Source organism: Teredinibacter sp. KSP-S5-2 (genome assembly GCF_032773895.1).
GTDB lineage: Bacteria > Pseudomonadota > Gammaproteobacteria > Pseudomonadales > Cellvibrionaceae.
On the sequence record NZ_CP120416.1, the window covers coordinates 1,092,518 to 1,117,329 of the forward strand.

Sequence of the window (24,812 nt, forward strand, 5' to 3'; positions counted from 1 at the left end):
TGATATGTCTAGTTTATCCAAAAAAATAATCGCATTAACTTCTATTTTATTTGCTGGGGTTTCTTCAAATTCGTATTCCGAAGAGATAAGGGACTATTACGCTGAACCGGGATTACATCCGTTTAAAGAGAGCCTGAATCAGAGTTTTAACGAGCATATCGATCCGTTCAGTGGGACTCTCCAACTAAAATACACCGATATTCATATCCCCGGTAATGGTGGAATGGATATCAGTATTAACCGTTCTTATACCAGCCTCCAGCCTAGTGATATCAATGTCGCTGCAAGTGATTCACTTATGAATATGGGCTTGGGGTGGACCATGCATTTTGGTCGAATTGTTGCGCCTAAAAGCCATATTGATAAAGTGTGTAACCAATCAAATCATGCCGAAACAGTACGCGATAACCCCTCTTTAGAGCTTGGTGATGGTGCGCGAGAACAGCTGGTGCTTAGCGCTTTTCATCTGAGTACAACAAATACCCTGATTACAAAAAGCAACTGGAAAGCACAATGCTTGGTATCGGACAATGGTTTCGAGGTCACTAGTCCTTCCGGCATAAAATATACTATGGACAAGTTCTATGGTGCTGCATGGTATACCTCGAAAATCGAAGATTTAAACGGCAACTGGATCTCCATTGGTTATGGCACCAATGCCGTTGGAAAACTATATATCGATAAAGTGTTCCGAAAAGAAGAGGCGACTGAAATAGGTGGCAACCCTGAAATCCCGGTAGTCACGTTTGAATACGAAAACCTAAATACTGAAGCATTAACCATTAGTGCCATTGTTGCAAACGGTCAGCGCTGGGAGTATGCCTATGAGGTTATTCCAGATTATATGCAACCTAATATCAAGAAGCTTGTTTCTGTTACGCGGCCTGATCTACAGACGTGGCAGTATTTCTACAATAGTCGAGTTATAGATCCTGATTTAACCGATGGGATCGATGAAGCGGATATGGGCAGCTATTCGATCAATAAGGTTGTTTACCCTTATGGTGCGAGTATTGACTATACCTACCAGAAAGTGAAATTTGAAAAACCAAAAAACTTTTTGTACCAGCCAGCACCATTCGTCAGTGTTAAAACCAAAACACTTTCGGGCAATAACGTTGCTCCGGGTGTTTGGACGTATGAATTCTTCCCGATGAGCGTGCCGTTTGGATCAATCATTCCTGGTAGTGGGCTTCGTCATAAATACGATATGACAAAGGTAACATCCCCTACGGAAATCATTCAATTCTATCACTTTGGACTGTCATACTTCGAATACAAAGATGCAAATCAAGACTGGTATTTATCTTCTGTACCTCCTCGGTCGGTGGGTTTAAAAGTGGGAGAAGAGGTGTTTTCTTTAGATGGTCAGATAAAAGAAAGACGGCGCTGGGAGTGGGGTTATCGAAAAATATCCGATGAGGATTACAATCATGCGGCGATTAGCCAGCAATTTAAGGATGATGTAACTTACGCGCCTATTCTTTTATGGGAAACGCAAGATCGGGAAGGGGACATTATCAATGACACAGGTAATGGGAATTACTCAACCATAAGTGATGGAGACTTTTCCACACGTCACAGAACCAATTATTCACACTATGACCAATATGGAAATCCAGGAAGAATTCTGGAATACACAAATTATGGCGTAACAGACCAACAAAACTTATGGCAAGCCTGGGACGGCAACGACAAATTAACCGTCAATACTTACAATAATGATACTAATCAATGGTTAATTGGTTTGCCTGCAAAGCAAGAATTCTACGCTGTTGATGCGGGGAGCGCAGGGCCTGAAGGTGTGAGTTTAAATACACCGATAGGTGAAGTTTCAAACAGTTATTACAGTAATGGATTGTTGGAAAATACAACCGAGTTTGGCCGAACAACGTCCTATACCTATTGGGAAACCGGTGATGTACTTTCTAAAACCGACCCCAGCCTTACGCGAACGGAGTATCACAATTACAGACGTGGTATTCCCCAAATGGAATACCATCCAGAAGGCGTGACCCTGGAACGAGTGGTCAATAGCACGGGGACTATTGCTTCAGAAATGAATGGGAAGCGCGATACGACCAGTTATCTTTACGATGATCTCAATCGAATTACCCAAATCACACCACCAATTAATCAAATCACGACCATCCGCTACGCATTAGAAGACAGAGTGATAACCCGTGGCGGGTATCAGCGTACAGACGTGCTTGATAGTTTTGGGCGAGTTATTAGTACAACACACCGTGCCGATGGTATAGCAAAAGTCGTCACGGATATCGAATATGATACTCGAGGCAATATTGTCTTTCAGACTCATCCTCTCGATCCTGCGGGTTATTTCAGAGAAACATATCAAATTCCTGTTGGTACCAAAGGCACGCAATACCAATTTGATGCACTCTCCCGGTTAACCAGTGAAACGGATTCTGCCGGGTATACGGAAACCTACAATTACGACGATACAACGGTTATCTACAAAGATAAATATACGATTGAAACAACAAAATACTATCGAATCTTTGGTGTAAATAGGGGTTCATCTGTACCGATCATGTCTTATTATCCAGAAGACATTGCGGTTTTTATTGGCGTAGACACTTTTAACAATAAAAAAGGTGTTTTTCAGGGAAAATACGATCCACAAAATGGCAATCAAATTATCGATGGTGTTTCTCGTTATTATCAGTATGACGAACAGTTTAATCTGGTTGCGGAGCAGGATGCGGAAGTTGGCTGGACACACCACGAATATGATGATGAAGGGAACCGAATCAGGACGTATGTTGGGGAAAGTGACATCCTGCCGGTCACTCATGAAGAGAAAACCATTTACACCTACGATGAACTCGACAGAATTAAAACCATTACCTATCCGCGTGGTGACTCAACGGGATATGTCTACGATTTAAACGGCAATGTTGAACGTATTTCAACGGAAGATTCGGTATTGGATTATGTGTACGACAAAAATAATAATCTGAAGTCCGAAACCCTAACCTTAACCATGGAGTTTGATGCTCCTCGTGTTTACTCAACACAGTATACTTACGATTTGCTGGATAATTTAGCCTCCATTCAGTATCCGAGTACTTTATTGGTGGATTACGCCCCGGATCCTTTAGGGCGAGCAACCAAAGTCGGGATTTATGCTTCCACTATCCATTATTACCCGAGTGGGCAGGTGAAAAGTTTTACATCAGGTAATGGTGTTGTCACGGATGTCACGCTTGATGATCGGTTGATGACAAAACAAATTAATGTCGGCACGGATGTCGTGCAGCTTGGGTATAATTATGGGGCCACCGGCAATACTAGATCTATTGTCAATAGTCTAGATTCAACCTATACAGTTTCCTCTTTGTATGACTCCCTAGACCGTTTAACGCAAACGAATAGTCAATCTAAATCAAAGAAAAGAGAGTACCAAGGTTATGATCAGTACGGAAATTTGTACACACGTAATGAAGATTATCACATCTATTCACTTTCTTATAATTTAACAAAATCGAAGCTGAAAAAAGTTTTAGTTGAAACAGATGTCGCTTTTTCAAGTGTTGTATCTGAAACGCACTATAACTACGATCGCTATGGCAACGTCAATGAAAAACAGTATTACATTGGTACAGGCTTTCAAGGTCGTACTCTAGAACTATCCGATATTATTCGATATCAATTTGATGACGCTTCACAGCTTCTCGAATTATCCACTTCCGTAGGCTCCCCTACACCCGAAGCCGATATGACCTACCGCTATGACGGTAATGGGCAACGGGTGGTTCAAAAAGATAACCAAAAATATGGGCTAACGTATAGCGTCCATACTAAATCTGGCCAACTTCTCTATGAAGATAGTATTTATGAATGCACGTCTACAGACTACATTCGCTTGGGTTCCTCTGTTATTGCACGTTCGGTGGATGTGCATACCGATATGGCGTTGGACGCAGACATGGATTTAATCCCTGATTGTATTGAATTGGCTGTTGGCTTATCGCCTTCCGATACCTCGGATGCAGGAAAAGACAAAGATGGAGATGGAATACTGAATCTGGTTGAGTATGAACAGCAACATTCGTATATTCAATATAAGGATAGCGATGCCGATGGCATTACGGATGATATTGAATTGGCTTATGGTACCAATGCCTTAAGAAAAGACACGGATCTTGATGGTATTGATGATTTGGTGGAAGTGGAGGCGGGATCTAATCCATTGGGAGATGGTGAGGCGCTGGATACCGATGGTGATGGACTGACAGATATTCATGAAAAGTTATTGGGAACTCTCATCGATAATCCTCACTCGGATGCGGATCCATATGATGATAGATTTGAATTTGCTTTCGATCTTATTCAGGGTGTGCATGATAATTTGAACCTGACGTTAGATACGGATAACGACGGCATTCCAGATGATATAGAAACACGATTAAACCTGAATCCAAATGATTATGCCGATGGCTTTCAAGATCTGGATGGAGATGGTTACAGTAATATTCAGGAATATGTGGGTGTAACCAAGCCCAATAATCCCGGTTATCATCCTGGAAAATTTGAAACACTATGGGAAATAAGCCCGACCAGTTGGTCAATCAGTCCATCGACAGATAATCAAGCGCTTGCTGAAAACCTGTTTAAGGCATCTACCTTGTCTTTTGGTTACGATGGCTATCTCTACCTGGCAATAAACAGTGATGATAATGAATTTCAGATTCAACGAATACCTCTCTCTGGTACGACAAACGAAATACTGTATACCGGTAGCGGTTTGGTATACGGTGCTCCCGTTGTTGGACCTCAAGGAAACCTCTTTTTAAGTGTAAAGAATCAGAATGGTGGCAGGATTGTTGTGCTGGATAAACTTGGTAACGCTGTTCAGCCAGATTTTATTGATTACACCGATTCGTTTTTCTCTTCGATTGCTATCAACACCTCTGGCGAGCCAGTAGTGGTCTCACAACAGGGCAAAGTGTATTCACAAACACTTTCAGATACCGAATTTCAGTTACGGTACTCGATTAACGATGCGGTGAGTGCCTCACCGATTATTGATCGGGATGGCAATATTATTATTGGTACGCTTCACAATGGTCTTGTGTCTCTGAAATCAGATTACACACTAAACTGGCAGTATGCCCTAAATACGGAAATACATGCGGCCGCAGCAGTAGATTACATTGGCAATATTTATGTTGGTGCAACGGATGGTGCGGTTTATTCATTCAATAAAAATGGGCAGCTGAACTGGCAGTTGGATTTGAAGGGTGGTTCCATCACTGCGCCTGTTACAATCGGAGAAAGTGGCAATATTTATGTGGTGAGCGGTGGTGCGGCAAGAACTCGAACCTTATGGGTGATATCAAAATCTGGCGGAATACTTTGGAGTAAATCCATAGATATTTATACGGAATATGGAACGAGGAGCGGATTTGTCAAAGCCGACATTGAAGCACAGAAAACGGTTCAGGAAGCGTTTGGTAATGTCTATGTCAGTCATGCCCAAGGACTGTTTGTCTACAAGGCTGCATCCGGTGATTTGCTGAGCTCCTGGACGCCGGAATTGCACGAAGGCGCAATGTTTAGCTTGAGTCCGCTTATTTTAAAAGAAGGCACAGTGTTTATTCCTTCCGTTTATCGACGGTTTTCTGGGCCCGGTTGCAGCTTTGGCTGTTATACGCATGGGCATCTGCAAGTCTTTGCATTGGCACAATCCATACCTGCAAATAGTCGCGCTCAACGTTCCTGGTATACCGCGCAAAATAACCCACATCGAACTGGGAACCAGTGTCAGTTTGCTGATTTTACTTTGGGTAACACGGCTACTGATGATATGGATAACGACGGAATCCCCGATTGTTCTGAGCACTTAGCGGGCTTAGGTGGAAGTAATCCGAATGATGCATTGGAAAATTGGGATGAGGATCAGCTAAATAATTTACAAGAATATGAAGCGGGGACGGACTACTTCCTTGCCGATACGGATGGCGATGGTGTGTCTGATTACGATGAGGTCATCACCCATCAAACTGATCCGCTATCGAACAAAGACGATGATGAGGATGGTTTACCAAATGATTATGAAACGGCGCATAATTTAAATCCGGCAGTGAAAAATACTCTTGATTCAGATGGTGATGGGTATCCAGATAGTATTGAATTCTTAACTGGTACCCATCCAAACTCGATCAGCGATTTTCCCCAAAATGGCCAGTCGCTGTGGCGACACGATTTTCCTGTCGAAAATATTATTGTCAATGGCATTGATACCCGTGCTGTTGTAGATGATAAGGGTGCGGCTTATGTTAAACCTGTAGGTAAAACGGGATCGGATGCCAACCCTGTATATCGAGTTACCTACGATGGTGCTTTATCTGTCGTGCAATATTCTACTAAAAGTAGCCGTGATTCCTTAACTATCGATGGTATCGGAACCTTATTGATTGGTGATTATGCAATCGATGAAAATAATAATAGGGTGTCTTCTTACGGTGATGTCTATTCCTATTTTTCAGATATGTCGACTGACTGGCGATACTATGGTATCGGTGAAATTGGTATGCAGTCCATTGCCATTTCTGCTCAAGGAACCCTGCATTTTACCGATGATCAAGCCAATCTATATGCGTTAACCCAGTCTGGAAATGTACTCTGGATATCGACTCTTGATAGTGTGATTACGACATCACTTGCGATCGATGAAGTGGGTACCGTGTACTTTGGTGATGCGTTGGGCGATTTCTACGCGGTAAACGCTGCCGGTGAAATTAAATGGAAGTATTCCGTTGGCACAAAAATAACGGGCTCACCGGTCATCGGTTCGGATTCCCGTATTTACTTTGGTGATGAAGCGGGGCAGTTACATACCCTAAGTCGAGACGGTGTGGTATTACTGTCACCATTTGTTACCGGGAATGCGATTACCTCGACGCCTGCTGTTGCCGCAAACGACGATGTGTACTTTACCTCTACCGATGGCTTTTTATATGCTCTCGATGTGAATGGCGTTGAAAAGTGGCGGAAGAATTTTGGTATTGGATTAAATTATTCGCCGGTGATTACACAATACGGTGTATTAATTATCGAGTACTTAGATGGCACGACTCAGTCAGAAGTCATGACCGGTTTGGTCACCGACTCGGGTGGTCCGGCGAAAACCCCGTGGCCAATGCATAGCCATGATTTGGCTGGGAGTTCCTATCAATGTCGGTCGGATAAAAAAATCCTGGGTAGACACGATAGCGATGATCAGGATGGCGATCTTTTGCCAGACTGTTATGAATTTATTCATCATCTCAATTATGAAAATGAAAATAACGCAACGGGTGATGAAGATGGCGATTTATTGTCAAACTACGATGAGTATCTCAATAAAACCAGCAGCCAAATTTCAGATTCGGATGGGGATGGTCTTTCGGACTATGAGGAGGTTGGATTAAATACCAATCCGCTGTTGCTCGATAGCGATCATGACGGTATACCCGATGCGAAGGAACAGGATTATGGCCTGAATCCAGCCGTATACAACGAAGAGGCTCTGGTCGATGTTGATGAGGATAAATTTAGCTTACGTGAAGAGCTTTTAGTTGGCACATTACCTGGTGATATCACCAGCTACCCATTATCAAATTCCGATGATCGGTTAGTTCGTAAATTGCATTTGGATGTCAAGTCCACCGCTCAATATGCGCCCTCTACGGTGATGGACAGTATGGGTACCACCTATACCGTTTATTCTAATGTTGTTAAGGCGATATATTCTGATGGTGTGGTGAAGTGGACGGCTCGTAACAATTATAATTACGTAGGATGTGTGCCAAGCATTGGGCCGGATAATAAACTTTATTTAGGCTGTAAAAATGCTATTTATCGTTTGTCTTTGGATACGGGGGTTTTGGAAAAATCATTTGATTTAAGTGTGTTCCCGGAGATATCCAAAGAGGAGTTATCAGCCATTACACATGGAGAAAATGGCTTGGCGCTGTCTGCTGTTGGTCTTGGTTCGAATTCACAGCAAATTGTGTCACTCAACCTCTCTGGTGATACGGCAATATTGAACTGGGACTATGAAATCGGTGAATATTTTGATAGCCCATTTAATTCTCCCATTTTGGATGTTGACGGTAGAGTGTATTTTTCTGATTTATCTTCAACCTATGCCCTTTCCGATCAGGGTGAGCTTTTATGGCAAACGTCAACACCAGGCGGAAAGACATTGTTAGTCGATATTGGGCATAGACATCTATGGGTGAAGACTGATAACAATCTACTTAAGATAGATAAATACAGTGGGAAAGTGAGTAAAAGTATTTATTTTTCCTCGGGGATTAAGTCAGACAATGTGGTTGTGGATAGGGATAAAAATATTTATTTATGTCTAGGTGGTGGTTACTTAAGTTATTCGATTGTGAGTCTGGATTTTCGAGGGGAAGAGCGCTGGCGAATTGGTACCCCTGGATCATCAAGCTCGGGAACATGCTCTCTGCAAATTGCAGGCGGGGATACGCTTGTTCAAGGAATCGATCGGCACCTTTATGCCTATGATGCCTCGAATAACGGAGCGCTAAAGTGGGATATGCCGATAAAAGGTAAGAAGGTAACGACGTTATCTGAAATGGATGGAATGATAAAAGTATACAGCGATATGGGGGAGGTGTTTTCGTTTATTGATGATAGTAAACCGTCGAATGGTTATGTCGTGAATGGTGTTAGTCATAATACGGCCGGTTCAGCTAGTAAATGCTTTGCCAATGGTCGTTATTATTCGACATCGACGCATTCAGATACTGATGGAATTTCAGACTGTGTTGAAGTTCGATATGGAATGGATCCAAATAACTTGTCTGATGCAAACCTGGATTCGGATAATGACGGGATAAAAAATGGTATCGAAATTCAGCAGGGCTTTGATCCCACCGATCCGGACATGGATAACGACGGTGTTTTAGATGGTGAGGAAGGTGTTGCGACAACCTCACCTTATCTCGCCGATACTGATGGCGACGGAATTCCTGATCGTATTGAAATTGATACGCTAGGATTGAGTCCAACAGATGCTACCGATGCCCTGGCGCAAAGCGATACAGATGGGTTTAGTAATCTACAAGAAATCCTGGCGGGAACGAGTCTGTCCGATGGTCTGTCTTCTCCAGGTAATGGCGACGTGCTTCTACAAAAAGACTACACATCGATATACGGTGGCACCACAGTTGATGAACATGGATATGTGTATTACGTTGGATCAGAAGGGTTGGTGTCGCTCAATCCAGATTTAAGTGTTCGTTGGATATATCCCATGCTGGTTTCGTATCCGCTTTCCCGTCAACCACCTATGGTGGATCAGAACGGAAATATTTATGCATTTGCCGATGCGATTTACTACTTGAATAGCGAAGGTGAGCTTATTTGGCGGGCCGGAGTAAATGCTAATAACTGTTTAGCATTTAGTCTGTCAGAGGATGGGTCACTTTATGTCGTTACGGGTCCAAACTACTTTTATAAAATTGATAGTTTCGGTTCTATTCAATGGACGGAAAATCTGTATGACCTTACGCAGTCCAATGAGACGGCTTATCATCTGGTTTCCTCCGCTGATGGAAGAACTGTTTATTTTAATTTTTATTCTTTTCTTTATGCCTATGACACCGTTTTAAGGAAAGTAACATGGAGACGAGACGACCTTACGTTAGCTGAGAAAGCTTTTGCCTTTGCGCCTGATGGAGGTCTTTATGTATTAGGCATAGACGGAAATCTACGTAAACTGGATCCTAATACCGGTATTGATCTATGGGCATCTCCCGTTGCACTTGTCGCCGGTCGAGGAAACGAATTCGTGCTCGATGATCACGGCAATATTTTTGCTTACGGTTACAGTGATTCATCTTTAAGCGTGGTTTCTTCTGATGGGCAATTACTGGGGAGTTTGCCAACTAATCATAAAGGAAGTTTTAATTTAATCTCTGGTGCTGATGGTTTTGTGTATCTGCTTTCCGGTGGGTCATATCAATACGGGACAGCATACAATGTCATTTCTGCGTTTAAAGTGAATGACTCGCAAATCCCTGTGAATGTGTGGGAGCAGTTATTGCAAACCAATCGGCAAATTCTGAATCCATCGATAGGCAACGATGGTACGATCTATGCGACTCTTCGTGGTAATACGTCTTCCATACTCGTGCTGGCCAATAATAATCCTGGTCAATCACACAGTGTGTGGTCAACGAAGTATGGTGCTTATGGGGGAGTAAACTCGCACCGCAATAACCGTGTGCCTCACCGCATTGACATCACTCAGCCTGTTCACAATAGTAAACATGATGTGAATAACCCGTTGGCGTTGTCTGGTTCAGCATTGAATGAATCGGGTATAGATGTGAGTGACAATATTCGATGGTATTCCAGCCGAGAAGGGTTGCTCAGAACGGGAAGTACTCCACCGAGCGTTCAATTAACGTTAAAAGGCGAGCATTGGATCTATGCGCGAATAGAAGATGATGTTGCCGGTTTTGTGGATACGGCACTGACTAAAGTCACGGTAAATGGCAATACCGCGCCGACCATCTCAATTACTGCGCCAGGGGATAATGCGAAATATAAAGTCAATCAACGTATTTACTTCACGGCCACGGCAAGTGATCAGGACGATGATGACACCATATTAATGCAGAAAATTCGTTGGGAATCGAACTGGGATGGGGAGTTCTCGCAAGGTGGTTCGAGTATCAGCACAACAGCGCTCACTGCGAATACACACATTATTACCGCGGTCGTCACCGACAGTGACAACGAAACCACGCGCAGTGAACCGATTACGGTTATTGTAAATTCGCCGCCGACGGTTGCCATTACCGCTCCTGGAAATGCATCGTCCTTTATTCAAGGGGAAAGTATTCAATTCATAGCTCAGGCGAATGATATTGAGGACGACGATGTCACTTTGTCGCAAACGATCAAGTGGCGTTCAAGCCCGGTTGATTATTTGTCGAGTGTTGTTGGAGGGGCTATTCAAGTCAGTAATTTACCGCTTGGTGAACATCAGATTATCGCGGAAGTAGTGGACTCGGCAGGTGACTCCGCTGTGAGTGCGGCCATTACCGTAACGATCAATGAGCCGCCAAACAGTATTCCTGATGTAGCGATCACTCAGCCTGGAAACAATACGTCCTTTGTTCAAGGGGAAACCATTCATTTTGTTGCCAGTGCAACCGATGCGGAAGACGACGACACCATTCTGTCTCAAAATATTAAGTGGCGCTCGAACCACGATGGAATATTAACTGTGACAGGTGCATCGGTGAATGTGAATTCGCTATCGCCAAACGATCACAGCATTACTGCTGAAGTAACGGACAGTGCGGGTGGGACCGGTGTTAGCTTACCCATTCTCGTGAAGGTCAGCGCAATACCCAATACTCTGCCAACGGTGAATATTACTGGGCCGGGCACAGGCAGTACCTTTATTCAAGGTGAAATGATTCACTTCACTGCACAAGCGACCGATGCCGAAGATGACGATGCGACTTTGACGCAAAGTATCCAGTGGCGTTCGGATCGTAATGGGCCGCTTTCTGGTTTAGCTGGTGGTTCTGTGTATGTAAGTAATTTATTAGTCGGCTCACACAGTATTACTGCAGAAGTGACTGACAGTGCTGGCGGTTTAGCTGTCAGCTCGCCTATTGCTATCACAATCGAAGGCAACTCTGGCACGCCCGGTATACTCTGGTCGCAGGATTTCAGCGTGGATAGTGCTGGCTTAGACACCTTGTTTAACCATATGACGGTCAGCAATGGTGTACTGAACATTGCGCGTATGGATAGTTGGGATACCTACTTCAAAGGTGTGCTGGGAATACAAAGCTATTTATTTAGTGATCGCTTAACCTTTAAGGGACAGCTGTCGGTCAGCGAATGGCAAACCTCCGGTGAAGTTGGGTTTGGTATTTTCAACGATAAAGTGAACGATGCTGAGAAGCGATTTGTCAGCGCATTCCTGGAAAACGGTAACCTGAATGTGCGTTTTAACAATGTATATGGTTTTGATACGACTGCGGTATTAGGTATTGCCCAACTCAATACCGTCTACCAAGTTGAAATCGAGCAACATGCTGCAGGATCTACCTTGTATGTTTATCCGCTCGGGCAAACGCGTACGGATGGCTACACCTACGAGCACAGCTACACCGATTGGGGACAAGTCAAACTCCGCATTTATACCAACCAACTTGGTTTAAATGGGTTGATTGATAACTTGCAGGTCGTGGGTGCTGGTGGTGTGGTGAACAATCCGCCTACCGTGACAATCGATACACCAGCAGGGGGAAGCTTCTTCACTCAGGGAGACACCATTAACTTCACGGCACATGCTACGGATACGGAAGACGACGATGCTATTTTGTCGCAAAGTATTCGCTGGCGATCCAGTAAGGATAATCTACTGCCTGAAACGGGCTCCTCCATTTTGGTAAACCACCTATCGGTTGGGGCGCATAGCATCACCGCGGAAGTGGTGGATAGTGATAATGCGCCTGCTGAAAGTGCGCCACTTAACATCACCATCAATGAAGCGCCGAACACGGCTCCGACCATAAACATCACCGGGCCAGCAGGAGATAGCTTCTTTAATGAAGGGGATTCCATCCTGTTTACTGCGGAAGCCACAGATACCGAAGACGACGATGTCACCTTGTCGCAAGGGATTCACTGGACGTCCAGTAAAGATGGACCACTGTCCTATACCGGCCCATCTGTCAGCATTAATGACTTAACCGCCGGGCCGCACAGTATTACCGCTGACGTGACAGATAGTGGTGGCAAAACAGCGACAAGTACCGCGCTGAGTATCACTGTTAACAGTAATTCCGGCACGCCCGGTTTACTCTGGTCGCAGGATTTTAGTGCGGACAGTACAGGCTTGGAGCCCTTATTTAACCATATGACGGTGAGTGGTGGTGTACTGAATTTCGCGCGTATGAGTGGTTGGGACACGTACTTCAAAGCGGTACTGGGCACGCAAAGTTATTTGTTTACCGATAGCTTGACGTTCAAAGCTCAGTTATCCACGAGCGAATGGCAAACCACCGGTGAAATTGGTGTGGGTATTTATAACGACCAAGCAGCCGATGCGGATAAACGATATGTCAGTGCGTTTCTGGAAAACGGGAATGTGCATGTGCTTTACAACAATGTGTATGGTTTTGAGACAACTGAGGTGTTAGGTGTCGCTCAGCTCAATACCGTGTACCAAGTTGAAATCGTCCAGCATGCCACCGGATCAACGTTGTATGTTTACCCTGCAGGGCAAACACGTGCGGCAGGTTACAGCTACGAGCACAGCTACACCGATTGGGGGCAAGTCAAATTCCGCATTTACACCAACCAGCTCGGTTTAAATGGTTTTATTGATAACCTGGAAGTCGTTAATCCTTAAGACAAAGTAAAAGAGAAACGTTAGGAAACAATTATGGAAAAGATCTTAAAAAACAGTGTGGTGTATCTCTTTGCTTGTTTGATGGTCATGGCGTCGTCATTAAGTATGGCGGCGCGTACCACTACCTATTTGCACAACGATGCATTAGGTTCGGTGGTGGCCGCCACCAATGAACAAGGTCAAGTGATCTGGCGCAAAGATTATGCGGCGTTTGGTGAGCGAGCTGGATGGATCACTGGTGATCAAACCGATGAAGCCATCTCCTACACCGGCAAACAATACGATGATAAAACAGGGCTGATTTATTTTGGCGCGCGTTACTACGACCCGGAAATAGGGCGTTTTATCAGTCGCGACCCGGCCCATGTGTTGAGTCATATTGAAAACAATCCGCATATATTTAACCGCTATGCCTATGCGAATAACAATCCGTATAAGTTTATAGATCCAGATGGGCGGTTTTCGGTTTACGTAGAAACCGCAGGAACGGGACATGTTGGGATACAAACAAATTACAATGGAAATAAAGTAAACTACGATTTTGGAAGGTATAAAGGGAAATATAAGGGGAGTTTATATAGTGGGCCAGGTATATACAAAAGGACAAAGGGAACTCCTTCATCTGCAAAATATCAAGGCTATGAAGAATTCCATTTTAGCGTCAGTCAAGAACTCGATAATGCTATTGCCCAGAAGTTTAGGGATGCTTATGATAGTGGTGACAAGAGTTTGCCTCCTGAAGTTTTAAATGCTTTAGAGCGTAAGAGTCAGTTATCCGGAGGGCAGACCTACTCTGGATCTGATTGGGGGCTGACAGGACCAAATTGTGTAACACATACATTTTCTACCTTGAAAGGGGCGCTGAAAGGGGTTGCGGATTCTGAACAAGGGTATTCAGAGTCTGTTCGCAACGAAGCTGCTAGTTTGTATCGTGATTTTGAAAGCCTGGATACTTTCGTTTTTTCCCCCCACGGGGCAAAGAAGGCTCTTGGTCGCTATCAGTCTAAGTAGGAGAAGTGAATGAAAATTCTAAATTATTGCATTTTATCTCTTATTTGTTTTGTTCTTATTGGCGCAGGCTTTGGTTATTTAAGTATTGACTTTGAATATCCTGTTTTGAATGTCTGTCAAGAGATAAATGATTATTACGAAGAAAAAGGTGAATTTCCTGGCAATCTCTCACAGATTGCAAGCTACAGGAAGGAAAAAATCTTATCCAAGGTTTTTTATGAGGAAAAGAATGATGACTATATTTTTTATTTTTGCCCAACTTTTCTAGGGCCTTGTGAAGTATGTTCGAAGAATGAGCTTCCTTATTTTGATGAGATTTAAAAAATATCAGCTTATTTTATAATTGTTTTTAGTCTGTAATATGTTTCCGATTGGTTGGGTGTCTAAATAAAAAAAGCGATGAAAGAGTTGTCGATAAAATGGTCGGAAAACCCAAAATACATTAAGGCAAAAAATAAAGAGTACGAATCAAATGTCGGTCATTTAACAAGGTTGTCCTTTGTTATTCTTTTTGTATTGTTTGTGTTTGCTATCTGGCTTTTTGGAGGGCGAGCAGCCGATTATAAAATTGTGCTGCCTGTTTCTTTAATTATTGGCTTTTTGCTTGCATATCCAGGTTATAGCCTTTTACGATCTGTTCCGCAAAATATTTCACTTACCAAAAGAGTTGTTGTAATTGATCGAGAACGTTTTGAATATAAAAATATAAACCAAGTTGTACTTGGGGCGATAGAGTTATATGGAACCTCATTTCCCATTATGCAAATTATTCTTAATAGTAGTGAGGAGAGGATTATTGGTTTGCCGGAAAGAGATATTGTAGAGGATATCGAAGAAATTTTTGTTTCTCATGATGTAAGTGTGAAGAAAATGAAATAATAATAAGAGATATGATGCGACTGTTCTTGTACGTTTATAGGAAAATGAATCACTGTAATCAGCTTCTGGTTAAACTGCTTTGTTGATAATTTGAACGCGGTTCATCCTTGATGCAAAGAAAAAGAGTGACGTTGGGGAAATTTATGAAAAGGATTGGAAAAAATAGTGTGGTCTATCTCTTTGCTTGTTTGATGCTTGTGTCGTCATTGAGTATGGCAGAGCGTACCACTACTTATTTGCACAATGATGCATTAGGTTCGGTGGTGGCCGCCACCAATGAACAAGGTGAAGTGATTTGGCGCAAAGATTACGCCGCCTTTGGTGAACGAGCTGGATGGATCATCGGTGATCAAACCGATGAGGCCATCTCCTACACCGGCAAACAATATGACGATAAAACGGGGCTAATTTATTTTGGCGCTCGTTACTACGACCCAGAAATAGGGCGTTTTATCAGTCGAGATCCGGCCCATGTGTTGGATTATATTGAAAATAGTCCACATATGTTTAATCGCTATACATACGCGAATAATAACCCGTATAAATATCTCGATCTTGATGGTAGGGAGCCAACAAAGTCGCAGTCCATTACATGGGATCAAGCAAAAGTCATCATTGGTGGAAAGGGGTTAGACTCATTACGATATACTGAGAAGGCTGGGGGTGGTGGTGGACAGGTCGGTCCATTTGGTGGAGCAAGCGGCGGGCGTTATATATACACCGAAAACAGAGGGTGGATTGATTTAGCGCACTTCTTTCAAGTTGCATCTGAAGCGAATAAACACATCCCATCAGGGCTAAAACCATTTATGAAAACAGATAGTAGTTTTTTAAAAATGTACGCTTACAAAAAACTATGGGATAGTACAGTTTTGACCGAAGATGGGCAGGCTGGATACCCTACAAGTTGGTCGTATGAGGATGCGCCTTCTAACTTGGCTGGATTGGATTTTTATATCGACTATTATTCTTCGGATGATAAATTGACATCTGCTTTAGATAGTTTCTTTAAAAACGCAGGTGCAAAAAAACCGAGTAGCGCGCCTAATTGGGGGCGTATGCAGGAAAAGGAAAGCGGATCAAAGCAGTTTTTTCCGCCAAATAAAAGCTTCCTGCCAGCTGAGTTTTAGAAGATAGTTGAATATTTTGGGGGGGGAATGATAAAACCTATTGTGTTATTCATTTTGTGTGTGGTTGTTATACTATTATCCTTTTTCGCGGGTGTTGTGTCTGAGAGAGATAAAAATCTTGAGTTGTCACGGCTGACTGATGGAGAGATTGCTCCTGTTCTTATTTCTCGTTATAAATGTGAGAAAATCTCATCTAAAGTTAGAGATAGATTGAAAAAATTGGAATTGAATGGACGGAAAAATATAGTATTTAATATTGATTTTAGGGAAAGCTGTATTTTTTCATACTCTATAGATGGCTACTCAGATCAGGTCGGCGTTGGAATGCTGCAAGACTATGATGATATTTATGTTCTTAGGTTTGTTTCTTATGTTGATTCAGATTTTATGGAAACTTGGGATAGTAGCTATGAGGTAGTAATTTTCAAAATTTCGGATTATCAATGGAGGGTTTATACAGATTTTGTAGGTGATGTCTTTGATTCTAATTATAGAAGAGATAAGCATGTTGATATGCAGTAAGCTTATTTCAGGAAGACTACTCTTGTGCCGATATGAGGATGGAGATCTGTACTGGAAAAGTGAATATGAAAAAGGTAATGCTGAAATATATGAAACCACTCTCGCTGAGACAAAAAGTTCAGGAGTCACTAAATTTGGGTGACTTTTTGTCAGACCTTAGTTCATAGATGAGATAAATTCTACCGGGCTTAGGCTCATAATTTAATTTGCGCACAATGTCTCTGGAGGTGTTCGGCGACAAAAATATTATGAGTGATAGTTTTTTGGATCAACGATAAACTAGCAGGTAGAAAGAAGCATACAGCGATACTCGTTTTCAGAACAAGGTAGACTATGAACCGAGATGGAATCCTATCTCTCGATCTAGAAATCACTAAGGACGGGAAGCATCTAAAACATTTGGGGGCAGTGTTAGGTGATGTTAAGGTTGATGAACGGAAAGATCCAAAAAAAGCAATTAGACAGCTTATAAGTTTGTCCAAAGGTGCTCAGTTCATTCTAGGGCACAATATTTTAGAGCATGACCTTCCCTGGCTATATGCACAAGAAATTGATTGCAGCGAGCTAAAGCAACTGCCGGTCATAGACACTTTATTCTTATCTCCACTTGCTTTTCCGAGAAACCCTTATCATAGGTTGGTAAAAGATTATAAGATCGTAAAGGATAGTTACAACGATCCAGTTGCCGACGCCAAATTATCCCTATCAATCTTTGAAGAGCAGCTTCAGGCATTTAGGCAACAATATTCCGATAATTCAGCGATAATTGATCTTTACCACTTCCTTTTTAGTACACAACTTCAAAGTGATTTTGACAGTACTGGTCTGTGTTGTGTCATGGAAGCAGCTGGTAGCGGAGGCGAAACCCCAGAATTTAGCACGCTAATTTCAGAGTGTGTTTCGACTCTAGGGTGTCCTGTTCAGCTAGGTCGCCTGATCGATGATTTCGAATCCAGAAAAGTCTCTTCATTGTGTTTGGCCTATGCTGTTGCGTGGATACAAGTCGCTGAAGGTGTCTCTGTGTTACCTCCTTGGGTTTGGCGTCGATTTCCGAGTATTAAATCCGTTATCAAAAAATTACGAGAAACGCACTGTGGTGAATCTTCATGTGGTTATTGCCAGGAGAACTTTGATGCTGAGAAATCTCTAAAGCGATATTTTGGTTTCGATGGTTTTCATTCCCCTCAGAATCACCCAAATTTGCAAAAAAATATTGTTGAGGCCGGTATTGCGGGTGAATCGCTATTGGGGATATTACCTACGGGAGGAGGTAAGTCTCTATGTTATCAACTTCCTGCCATGATTAGAAACCAGAGGAACGCTTCGTTAACTGTAATTGTGTCACCGTTACAGGCATTGATGAAAGATCAGGTCGATGGATTGAAGGATAAGACAGGCATGGAGTCTGTAGGTGCGCTCTACGGAATGCTATCCATGCCAGAGAGAGCCTCTATTCTCGAAGGTATTCGGATGGGGGATATTGCCATCCTCTATCTGTCACCGGAACAATTAAGAAATGGTTCAGTTAAAAGGGCGATTCAATCAAGGCAAATTGGAGCCTGGGTTTTTGATGAAGCGCACTGTCTTTCTAAGTGGGGGCATGATTTTAGGCCGGACTACCTTTATTGCGCGAAAGTAATTGCCAGAGTGGCTCGTGAGCAGAATGAACAACCCCCGCCCATTTTTTGTTATACGGCGACAGCAAAGCTTCAGGTGATAGAGGATATTTGTAGCCACTTTAAAAATGAGCTGAATATCGACTTACAACGATTTGAAGGAAGTGTCACAAGAGATAACTTGAGCTTTGATGTCGTAGAAACTCAAGCCCACAACAAAGTCGGTCAAATTCTTCAATTATTAGAGGATTATCTGGGGACAGGTCAAGAAGGGAGTTGTGTCATATTCTGCTCAACTCGTAACGGAGTTGAAGATATATCTAGAATTTTATCCGCTCAGCAATCGTTGTCGGTTAGCTACTTTCATGGAGGGTTAGAGTCGAGCGAAAAGCGTGCCATTCTCGATGGCTTTATGGCCGGGGAATTTCGCGTGGTATGTGCAACGAATGCCTTCGGTATGGGAGTCGATAAAGATGATGTTAGGCTGGTAATTCATCACGATATTCCTGGCTCTCTTGAAAACTATCTACAAGAAGCGGGTAGGGCGGGTCGAGATCGAAATAACGCAAGCTGTTTTTTACTGTTTGATGAGCAAGACATTGAACAGCAATTTAAACTCAGCAAAATGTCAGAGATTCGTCTGAAAGACATTCGAGAGATTCTAAAAGAAATTCGCTTCAGAGCGAAATATACCGATGGGAGTATTGTTGCGACGAGCAAGGAACTAATCCGTTCTGAGTACATGAATGCTGACATTGATGCCGATGATAAAATGGCGGATACCAAAATTAAGACTGCTATATCTTGGCTGGAAAAAGATGGGTTTTTAACGCGAGAAGATAATATCAATTCCGTTTTTCAAGGGAAACCAAAATTTCGAACTTTGGATGAGGCGGAAACTCACATCGAGACGTTAAGTCTAGTTCCAGCAGCGAAAAGTCAGTGGTTACTGATTTTACAGATGTTAATGAATACATCTCTCGATCAAGGAATCAATGCGGATGACATACTTGATTCGGTGATTACCCAGGTAAAGGATGAAAAATTAAAGGATAAAATGTCGCCTACCCAAATTATGGGGGTGTTAGCCCAAATGGCAGCAGCTGGGGTTATTACCAATGGATTTTCCCTAACGACATACTTTCGACCAAAGGGAAAAAACAATGCAAAGGTGTTATTGCAGGAAATCCATAAAATTGAAGAATCCCTACTGTCGTTGTTGCCTGAGCTAGCTTATGAGGATCACGACTCAAAGCAACAGCTTATTGTCGATATTCGGTCTATTAATACTCGGTTAATTAATGAATTCAACTTAGAGTCTTCTCCTCGAATCATTCGTAATCTACTGAAGACTTGGGCATACGATGGGAAGCAATATCAGGATAAGCCCTCGATTGACCTTCATACGAAGGGAAAAGATTTGTTATGCATAACACTTAATCGTGTCTGGTCGGAACTAAGAAGGTTTTCTGAGCACCGGCGCAATATGGCTGAATCCCTGGTTGCGTTTCTCTATACGATTTTACCTGCGGCAAGCGCTTCCTCCCAGAAGAAAGTTATGGTGGAATTTAGCCTGGAGCAAGCCATGGATGAGTTACGCAATGACATGGTGCTAAAAGAGGCGTTGGAGGGTTTTTCTAAAACCAAGCAAAATGAATATCTGCTCAGGGGGATCGAGCGCAGTTTTGTTTTTCTTGACGCTCATAAAGTGATTGAGCTGCAAAATGGTATGGCTGTTTTTAAGCAAGCTATGGAACTAAAGGTTCCCAGTGGAAATACACGTACCTATTCAAAAGAGCATTATCGAGATCTCGATCACCACTATCAGCGAAAGATCATTCAGATCCATGTCATGCATGAGTACGCCAGATTAGGTATGAATGAAGTCAAACCCCTTGATCAATTGGTGAAAGATTATTTTGAGCTTCCTGAGAATGAGTTTTTATCTGAGTATTTTAAAAATCAAAAGGCAATGCTTAGGCGGGCGACTAGCCAAGAATCATGGCAAAAAATAGTTACTTCGCTAAACAACTCTGCCCAGCAGTCCATCGTTCACACTCGGTCGGATAAGAACCAGTTGGTGCTTGCCGGACCTGGCTCCGGAAAGACAAAAGTTATTGTTCACCGAGTTGCTTATCTAGCAAGAGTCGAACAAGTTCCTGGGCAGCGAATACTTGTTCTGACTTTTAACCACAATGCGGCGGTATCCTTGCGCAAGAGAATTGCTCTCTTACTTGGGCATGAAGGGCGTTTTGTTCGGGTTCACACATTTCATGGCTTAGCTATGCGCTTGCTAGGGACGTCATTCGATCCTGACATGGCCAGGGACAAGGACTTTGACAGTTTAATAAAAGACGCACTGGCACTTTTAAAAGGAGATGTCACAGAAATTGGAATAGAAGAGGATCATCAACGTTCACTACTACTCGATGGCATTGAACATATTCTTGTAGACGAATATCAAGATATTGATGAGCCACAATATCAAATGATCTCGGCCCTTGCAGGGAAGAATTTGGATGAAGACGAAAAAATCAGTCTCATGGCTGTAGGTGACGATGATCAGTCTATTTATGGTTTTCGCCAAGCAAACGTTGAGTTCATTCATCAGTTTGAGAAGGATTATCAGGCTGAAATTCATTACCTTACTCAGAACTATCGCTCTACAAAAACGATTATTGAGGCTTCCAACCTGTTAATTGGCAACAATAATGATCGAATGAAGTCAGATCATCCTATTGAAATAAACCATGCTAGGAAAACAGAACCTCCTGGTGGGCGTTGGCATGAGAAAGACCCGCTAAGCCAGGGAAGAGTGAAAATTATCGAGTGTAATAGCCTGAGCCAGCAGGCAAATGAGGTCTTGACGCAAATTCATTGTTTAACCGAGTCAGACCCGATGTTGGAATATGATGACATCGCAGTCCTTGCTCGAAACGGTATTGATCGGGAAGAGTTAGTTCAAGTACGGTCAGTGCTACATTTGGGTGGTGTTCCATATCAATATGCGATAGATAAAGACCATTCCTTCTCTTTACATCTCGTTAGGGAGATGGTGGAATTTCGAGAATGGTTAAGGGCCATTACTGACAGCTTAATTCAAACTGAGTATCTAGAACGCTGGCTGCCCGAGGAGCGAAACTCTTGGCATCAAAAAATACACGACTTGATTTTAGATTGGCAAGAGGAGTTTGGAGATAACTTGCTTGCGACTGTTCACTTTCAGCGATTATTCGATGAATACCTATTCGAAGCGGGAAGGCAAACCCGTTATGGCGACGGCGTTGTATTAAGTACCGTACATGGAGTAAAAGGAGAGGAGTTCAAGCAAGTTATTATTTTGGGGGGGGATTGGGGATATGCTTTAGAAAAAAACAATACTCTTGAAGAGGAGAGAAGGCTTTTTTACGTGGGTATGACACGGTCTATTGAACAGCTTACCCTTATGAATATTACAACTGACAAGAATTACCACCCTCATTTGTCCATCTTGCGTGAAGGCAATTGCCATATCGGAATAAGTCAGTCAAAAGAATTCCTTGATAAACAGGTCCGATTTTCAACGATAGGAATGAAGCAAATTGTTCTAAAAATTCCAGGTAAATATCAACCTGAACACATAATTCACAAGGAACTGGCGCAGCTTGGCGTGGGAAAAATTGTAAAACTAGTAAAAAGAGGGGGGAATCGATTAGTTCTAGAGAGCAGAAATACCCTAATTTCAAGGCTTTCCATGACCGCTAATGAAAAGTATCAATCTTTGGTGGGAGATGAGACGGAGGTAAAAGTAATTGCTCTTATAAAAAGAACAATCGAGCAAGAGCAAGATCCAGAGGGGGTATTGGTGGAACAGTGGTGGTTACCTATCGTTGAATTGTGTTACTGAATAATAAGTTAAAAGCCTGATTCGCACTTATGTAATTTTCTATTGGGTTGTGGTCATTTGTGAAAGCCTGTGCGCCTTTTATCTACACCGAAAACCTGATTGATTCAGCAGAGGATAAACCGAGTTTAAAAGCGGACAGAAAGACGCTTAGGGGCGATGCGGCATTAGTGCATTTGCTGAGAGAAGCTGTGTCTCAGACATCGGATGATGAAAGTTGGGCGATGCTTTCGACTGTAGGTAGTTATCTAACGAACAACAGCTCATTTTCGCCGCTGAACTATGGATATCGAAAACTCAGCGAGTTGATTCGAGTGTGTGATCTGTTTGAAATGGATGTGATAGACTCCGGGTTACGGATTCGAGACAAGAAAAAGCCAAGTAAGGTTGAACACTTGTTCTATCGATTTGTAATTCAGAGGTATCAGTATTGAACATCCTTATTGCCCTCGAAGTCGGCAAGGGACTCGGACATTTAGGTCGGCTACATCAATTGGCTAAGTCACTTAGCGCTATTGGCCACAGAGTTACATTCATTCTGCCGATTTGTGGGTTACTTGAGAAATATTTCTGCCTGGAGTTTCCGCTCCCCTATTCGGTAGGTAATGCGCCAAATACCCTCTATGTACTTTCCTCAAAAAGAACAAAGCCAAGAAATTATTCCGAGGTTCTTCTTGCATCCAGTTTTCAAAATGTCGAAAAGACAACCTGCTTAATAAACGCATGGATGAGGATCTTCGATCAAGTAAAACCCGACACCGTTATCTATGATGCCGCGCCAGGTGCTTTACTGGCTTACCGTGATCTCGCGGTGAAGAAAGTGCATATCGGTGATGGCTTCTTTCTCCCGCCAAAAAAATCTCCGCTGCCCTTATTCGAAAGCAACAAAGGCCATATATCCGAAGTGATTGAATCGGAAAAGGTTTTACTGGAGATATTGAATTGGGCTCTTGAGCTAAGTGGTAAGCCTTTGCTTAACGCTGTCTATGAGATATTCGAGTGTGATAGGGAGCTACTGTTGACATACGAAGCGCTCGACATCTACGCGCAGAGTCGGCGTGGGAGCCAATACTACGGGTATTTGGATGGGGGATTTGGTGGACGTGTTGCAGATTTTCGGGGAGGAAGACCAAAAAAGCTCATTGCATATCTGAACAAAGACTACAAAAACCTGGGCGTGTTGTTGAGCGTGATCGAATCGCTACCGATTGATGCGATTATCAGTATTCCGGGGATTGATAGCGCAGAGGTTGATACGTTCTCCTCCCGACATCTTCAAATCTTTAATGAAGTTATAGATTTAAACACATCTATGCAGCATGCCGATGTGTTTTTGTGCCACGGAGGTCACACCACTACAAGTATGGCAATTAGAAGCGGGGTTCCTGTTGTCTCTCTACCGATGCAGAGAGAACAATTCTTAACGACCAAGCTTGTGGAGTTACGTTCTCTTGGGGTTGGGTGTAGTCCCTTTGCCAGGGCAGATCAAATAAAGACCAAGATTGTGAGCGCTTTACAGCCAAAAGTAAAAGAGGCTATCGGCATCTTTTGTGTGATTCATGCTGACTTGAGTGAAATCGAGGTCTTGAACACCATCGTTCAATCTTTATTGAGTGTCTGAGGCGCTGAGAGTGGTTCGCCCCGTTTAAATGTTTTTACCTGAGTCACTTCAAGATCGTTATACAGTTTGGGGTGTGCCAATGCTTCCTCGATGGCTAGGCTGGTGGGGATACTCGGGTTTAGCCATTCTTTGATAAAACCAATATCATGTGGCAGAAAGAGCGGCGTCGATTTATCGTGGTACTGCTTAAATCGTTCGTGAGGATCTCGTGTGATGATAGCCATCGTTCTCAAGCATTCTCCATTAGGTGTTTGCCAATCTTTATACACAGTCCCCAGAAGTAACCCATCCTGAGATTTCATGAGGTACATCTTTTTATCCTTTCCGCTTCCAATACTCTCTCCGATTTCCGAAGCTATAACTATTCCTCTTCTGGTTTTGATGGCATTCCCATAGAGTGGTCCCGAGAGATTTCTTGCGTTAAAGGTGGTGAGGTTACTCGGGATTAACTTGTCGTCAAAAACATCCATTTGGTACCACCAGAAAGCATCTGAGTACTGATATCCACTATCGCTTCCGCTGATGTGTCCTTTAACCAATCTCTTTTGATAGTTCTGCATATTCATACCGGGATAGGGGATCGGAAGTCCCAAATCCAACAATAAGACCAAAACTGCAGGGCATTCGTGGAGATTGCCAAAGTATCCGCACATTACATTACCTCTTAACTCCATTTTTTAGGCTATTGATTTATCTAAATAGGAATGATTCTAAATTAGCTCGC

General features: G+C 42.9%; 10 protein-coding genes. 9 read left to right on the forward strand and 1 reads right to left on the reverse strand.

Going from position 1 to position 24,812, the window contains the following annotated elements:
• Nucleotides 1-4: 4 nt before the first annotated feature.
• The 9 genes from P5V12_RS05240 to P5V12_RS05280 all read left to right on the forward strand — a co-directional run bounded on the left by P5V12_RS05240 (nucleotide 5) and on the right by P5V12_RS05280 (nucleotide 24,088).
• The gene (locus P5V12_RS05240) at nucleotides 5-13,426 is read left to right on the forward strand and encodes a PQQ-binding-like beta-propeller repeat protein (RefSeq protein WP_316956213.1); all 13,422 of its coding nucleotides are present in this window, start codon (nucleotides 5-7) and stop codon (nucleotides 13,424-13,426) included.
• Nucleotides 13,427-13,459: 33 nt separating this feature from the next.
• Complete coding sequence (locus tag P5V12_RS05245; protein WP_316956214.1) at nucleotides 13,460-14,437, forward strand: RHS repeat-associated core domain-containing protein; 978 nt, start codon at nucleotides 13,460-13,462, stop codon at nucleotides 14,435-14,437.
• Between the two features lie 9 nt (nucleotides 14,438-14,446).
• Nucleotides 14,447-14,758 carry a hypothetical protein gene (locus tag P5V12_RS05250; RefSeq protein ID WP_316956215.1) on the forward strand — a complete coding sequence of 104 codons (312 nt, stop codon included), beginning with the start codon at nucleotides 14,447-14,449 and terminating at the stop codon, nucleotides 14,756-14,758.
• Between the two features lie 78 nt (nucleotides 14,759-14,836).
• Nucleotides 14,837-15,316, forward strand: a complete 480-nt coding sequence (locus P5V12_RS05255; protein ID WP_316956216.1) for a hypothetical protein — start codon at nucleotides 14,837-14,839, stop codon at nucleotides 15,314-15,316.
• Between the two features lie 143 nt (nucleotides 15,317-15,459).
• Complete coding sequence (locus tag P5V12_RS05260) at nucleotides 15,460-16,446, forward strand: RHS repeat-associated core domain-containing protein (RefSeq protein WP_316956218.1); 987 nt, start codon at nucleotides 15,460-15,462, stop codon at nucleotides 16,444-16,446.
• A gap of 27 nt (nucleotides 16,447-16,473) precedes the next feature.
• Nucleotides 16,474-16,968 carry a hypothetical protein gene (locus P5V12_RS05265; RefSeq protein ID WP_316956219.1) on the forward strand — a complete coding sequence of 165 codons (495 nt, stop codon included), beginning with the start codon at nucleotides 16,474-16,476 and terminating at the stop codon, nucleotides 16,966-16,968.
• Nucleotides 16,969-17,301: 333 nt separating this feature from the next.
• Entirely contained in the window at nucleotides 17,302-22,470 is a 5,169-nt protein-coding gene (locus P5V12_RS05270; RefSeq protein ID WP_316956221.1) for a RecQ family ATP-dependent DNA helicase, read from the forward strand.
• 59 nt (nucleotides 22,471-22,529) lie between these two features.
• Nucleotides 22,530-22,901, forward strand: a complete 372-nt coding sequence (locus P5V12_RS05275; protein WP_316956223.1) for an OST-HTH/LOTUS domain-containing protein — start codon at nucleotides 22,530-22,532, stop codon at nucleotides 22,899-22,901.
• Nucleotides 22,898-24,088, forward strand: a complete 1,191-nt coding sequence (locus P5V12_RS05280) for a hypothetical protein (RefSeq protein ID WP_316956224.1) — start codon at nucleotides 22,898-22,900, stop codon at nucleotides 24,086-24,088. Before P5V12_RS05275 ends, P5V12_RS05280 begins: the two co-directional genes overlap by 4 nt.
• Here the strand turns inward: P5V12_RS05280 and P5V12_RS05285 are convergent.
• A complete protein-coding gene (locus tag P5V12_RS05285) occupies nucleotides 24,067-24,741 on the reverse strand; it encodes an SOS response-associated peptidase family protein (RefSeq protein ID WP_316956225.1) in 675 nt (224 codons plus the stop codon). The genes P5V12_RS05280 and P5V12_RS05285 overlap by 22 nt on opposite strands.
• Nucleotides 24,742-24,812 lie beyond the last annotated feature (71 nt).

Coding starts and splice junctions, on each gene's coding strand:
- P5V12_RS05270 (WP_316956221.1), top strand. CDS start 17,302: ATGAACCGAGATGGAATCCTATCTCTCGATCTAGAAATCACTAAGGAC.
- P5V12_RS05255 (WP_316956216.1), top strand. CDS start 14,837: ATGAAAGAGTTGTCGATAAAATGGTCGGAAAACCCAAAATACATTAAG.
- P5V12_RS05245 (WP_316956214.1), top strand. CDS start 13,460: ATGGAAAAGATCTTAAAAAACAGTGTGGTGTATCTCTTTGCTTGTTTG.
- P5V12_RS05250 (WP_316956215.1), top strand. CDS start 14,447: ATGAAAATTCTAAATTATTGCATTTTATCTCTTATTTGTTTTGTTCTT.
- P5V12_RS05285 (WP_316956225.1), bottom strand. CDS start 24,741: ATGTGCGGATACTTTGGCAATCTCCACGAATGCCCTGCAGTTTTGGTC.
- P5V12_RS05260 (WP_316956218.1), top strand. CDS start 15,460: ATGAAAAGGATTGGAAAAAATAGTGTGGTCTATCTCTTTGCTTGTTTG.
- P5V12_RS05240 (WP_316956213.1), top strand. CDS start 5: ATGTCTAGTTTATCCAAAAAAATAATCGCATTAACTTCTATTTTATTT.
- P5V12_RS05265 (WP_316956219.1), top strand. CDS start 16,474: ATGATAAAACCTATTGTGTTATTCATTTTGTGTGTGGTTGTTATACTA.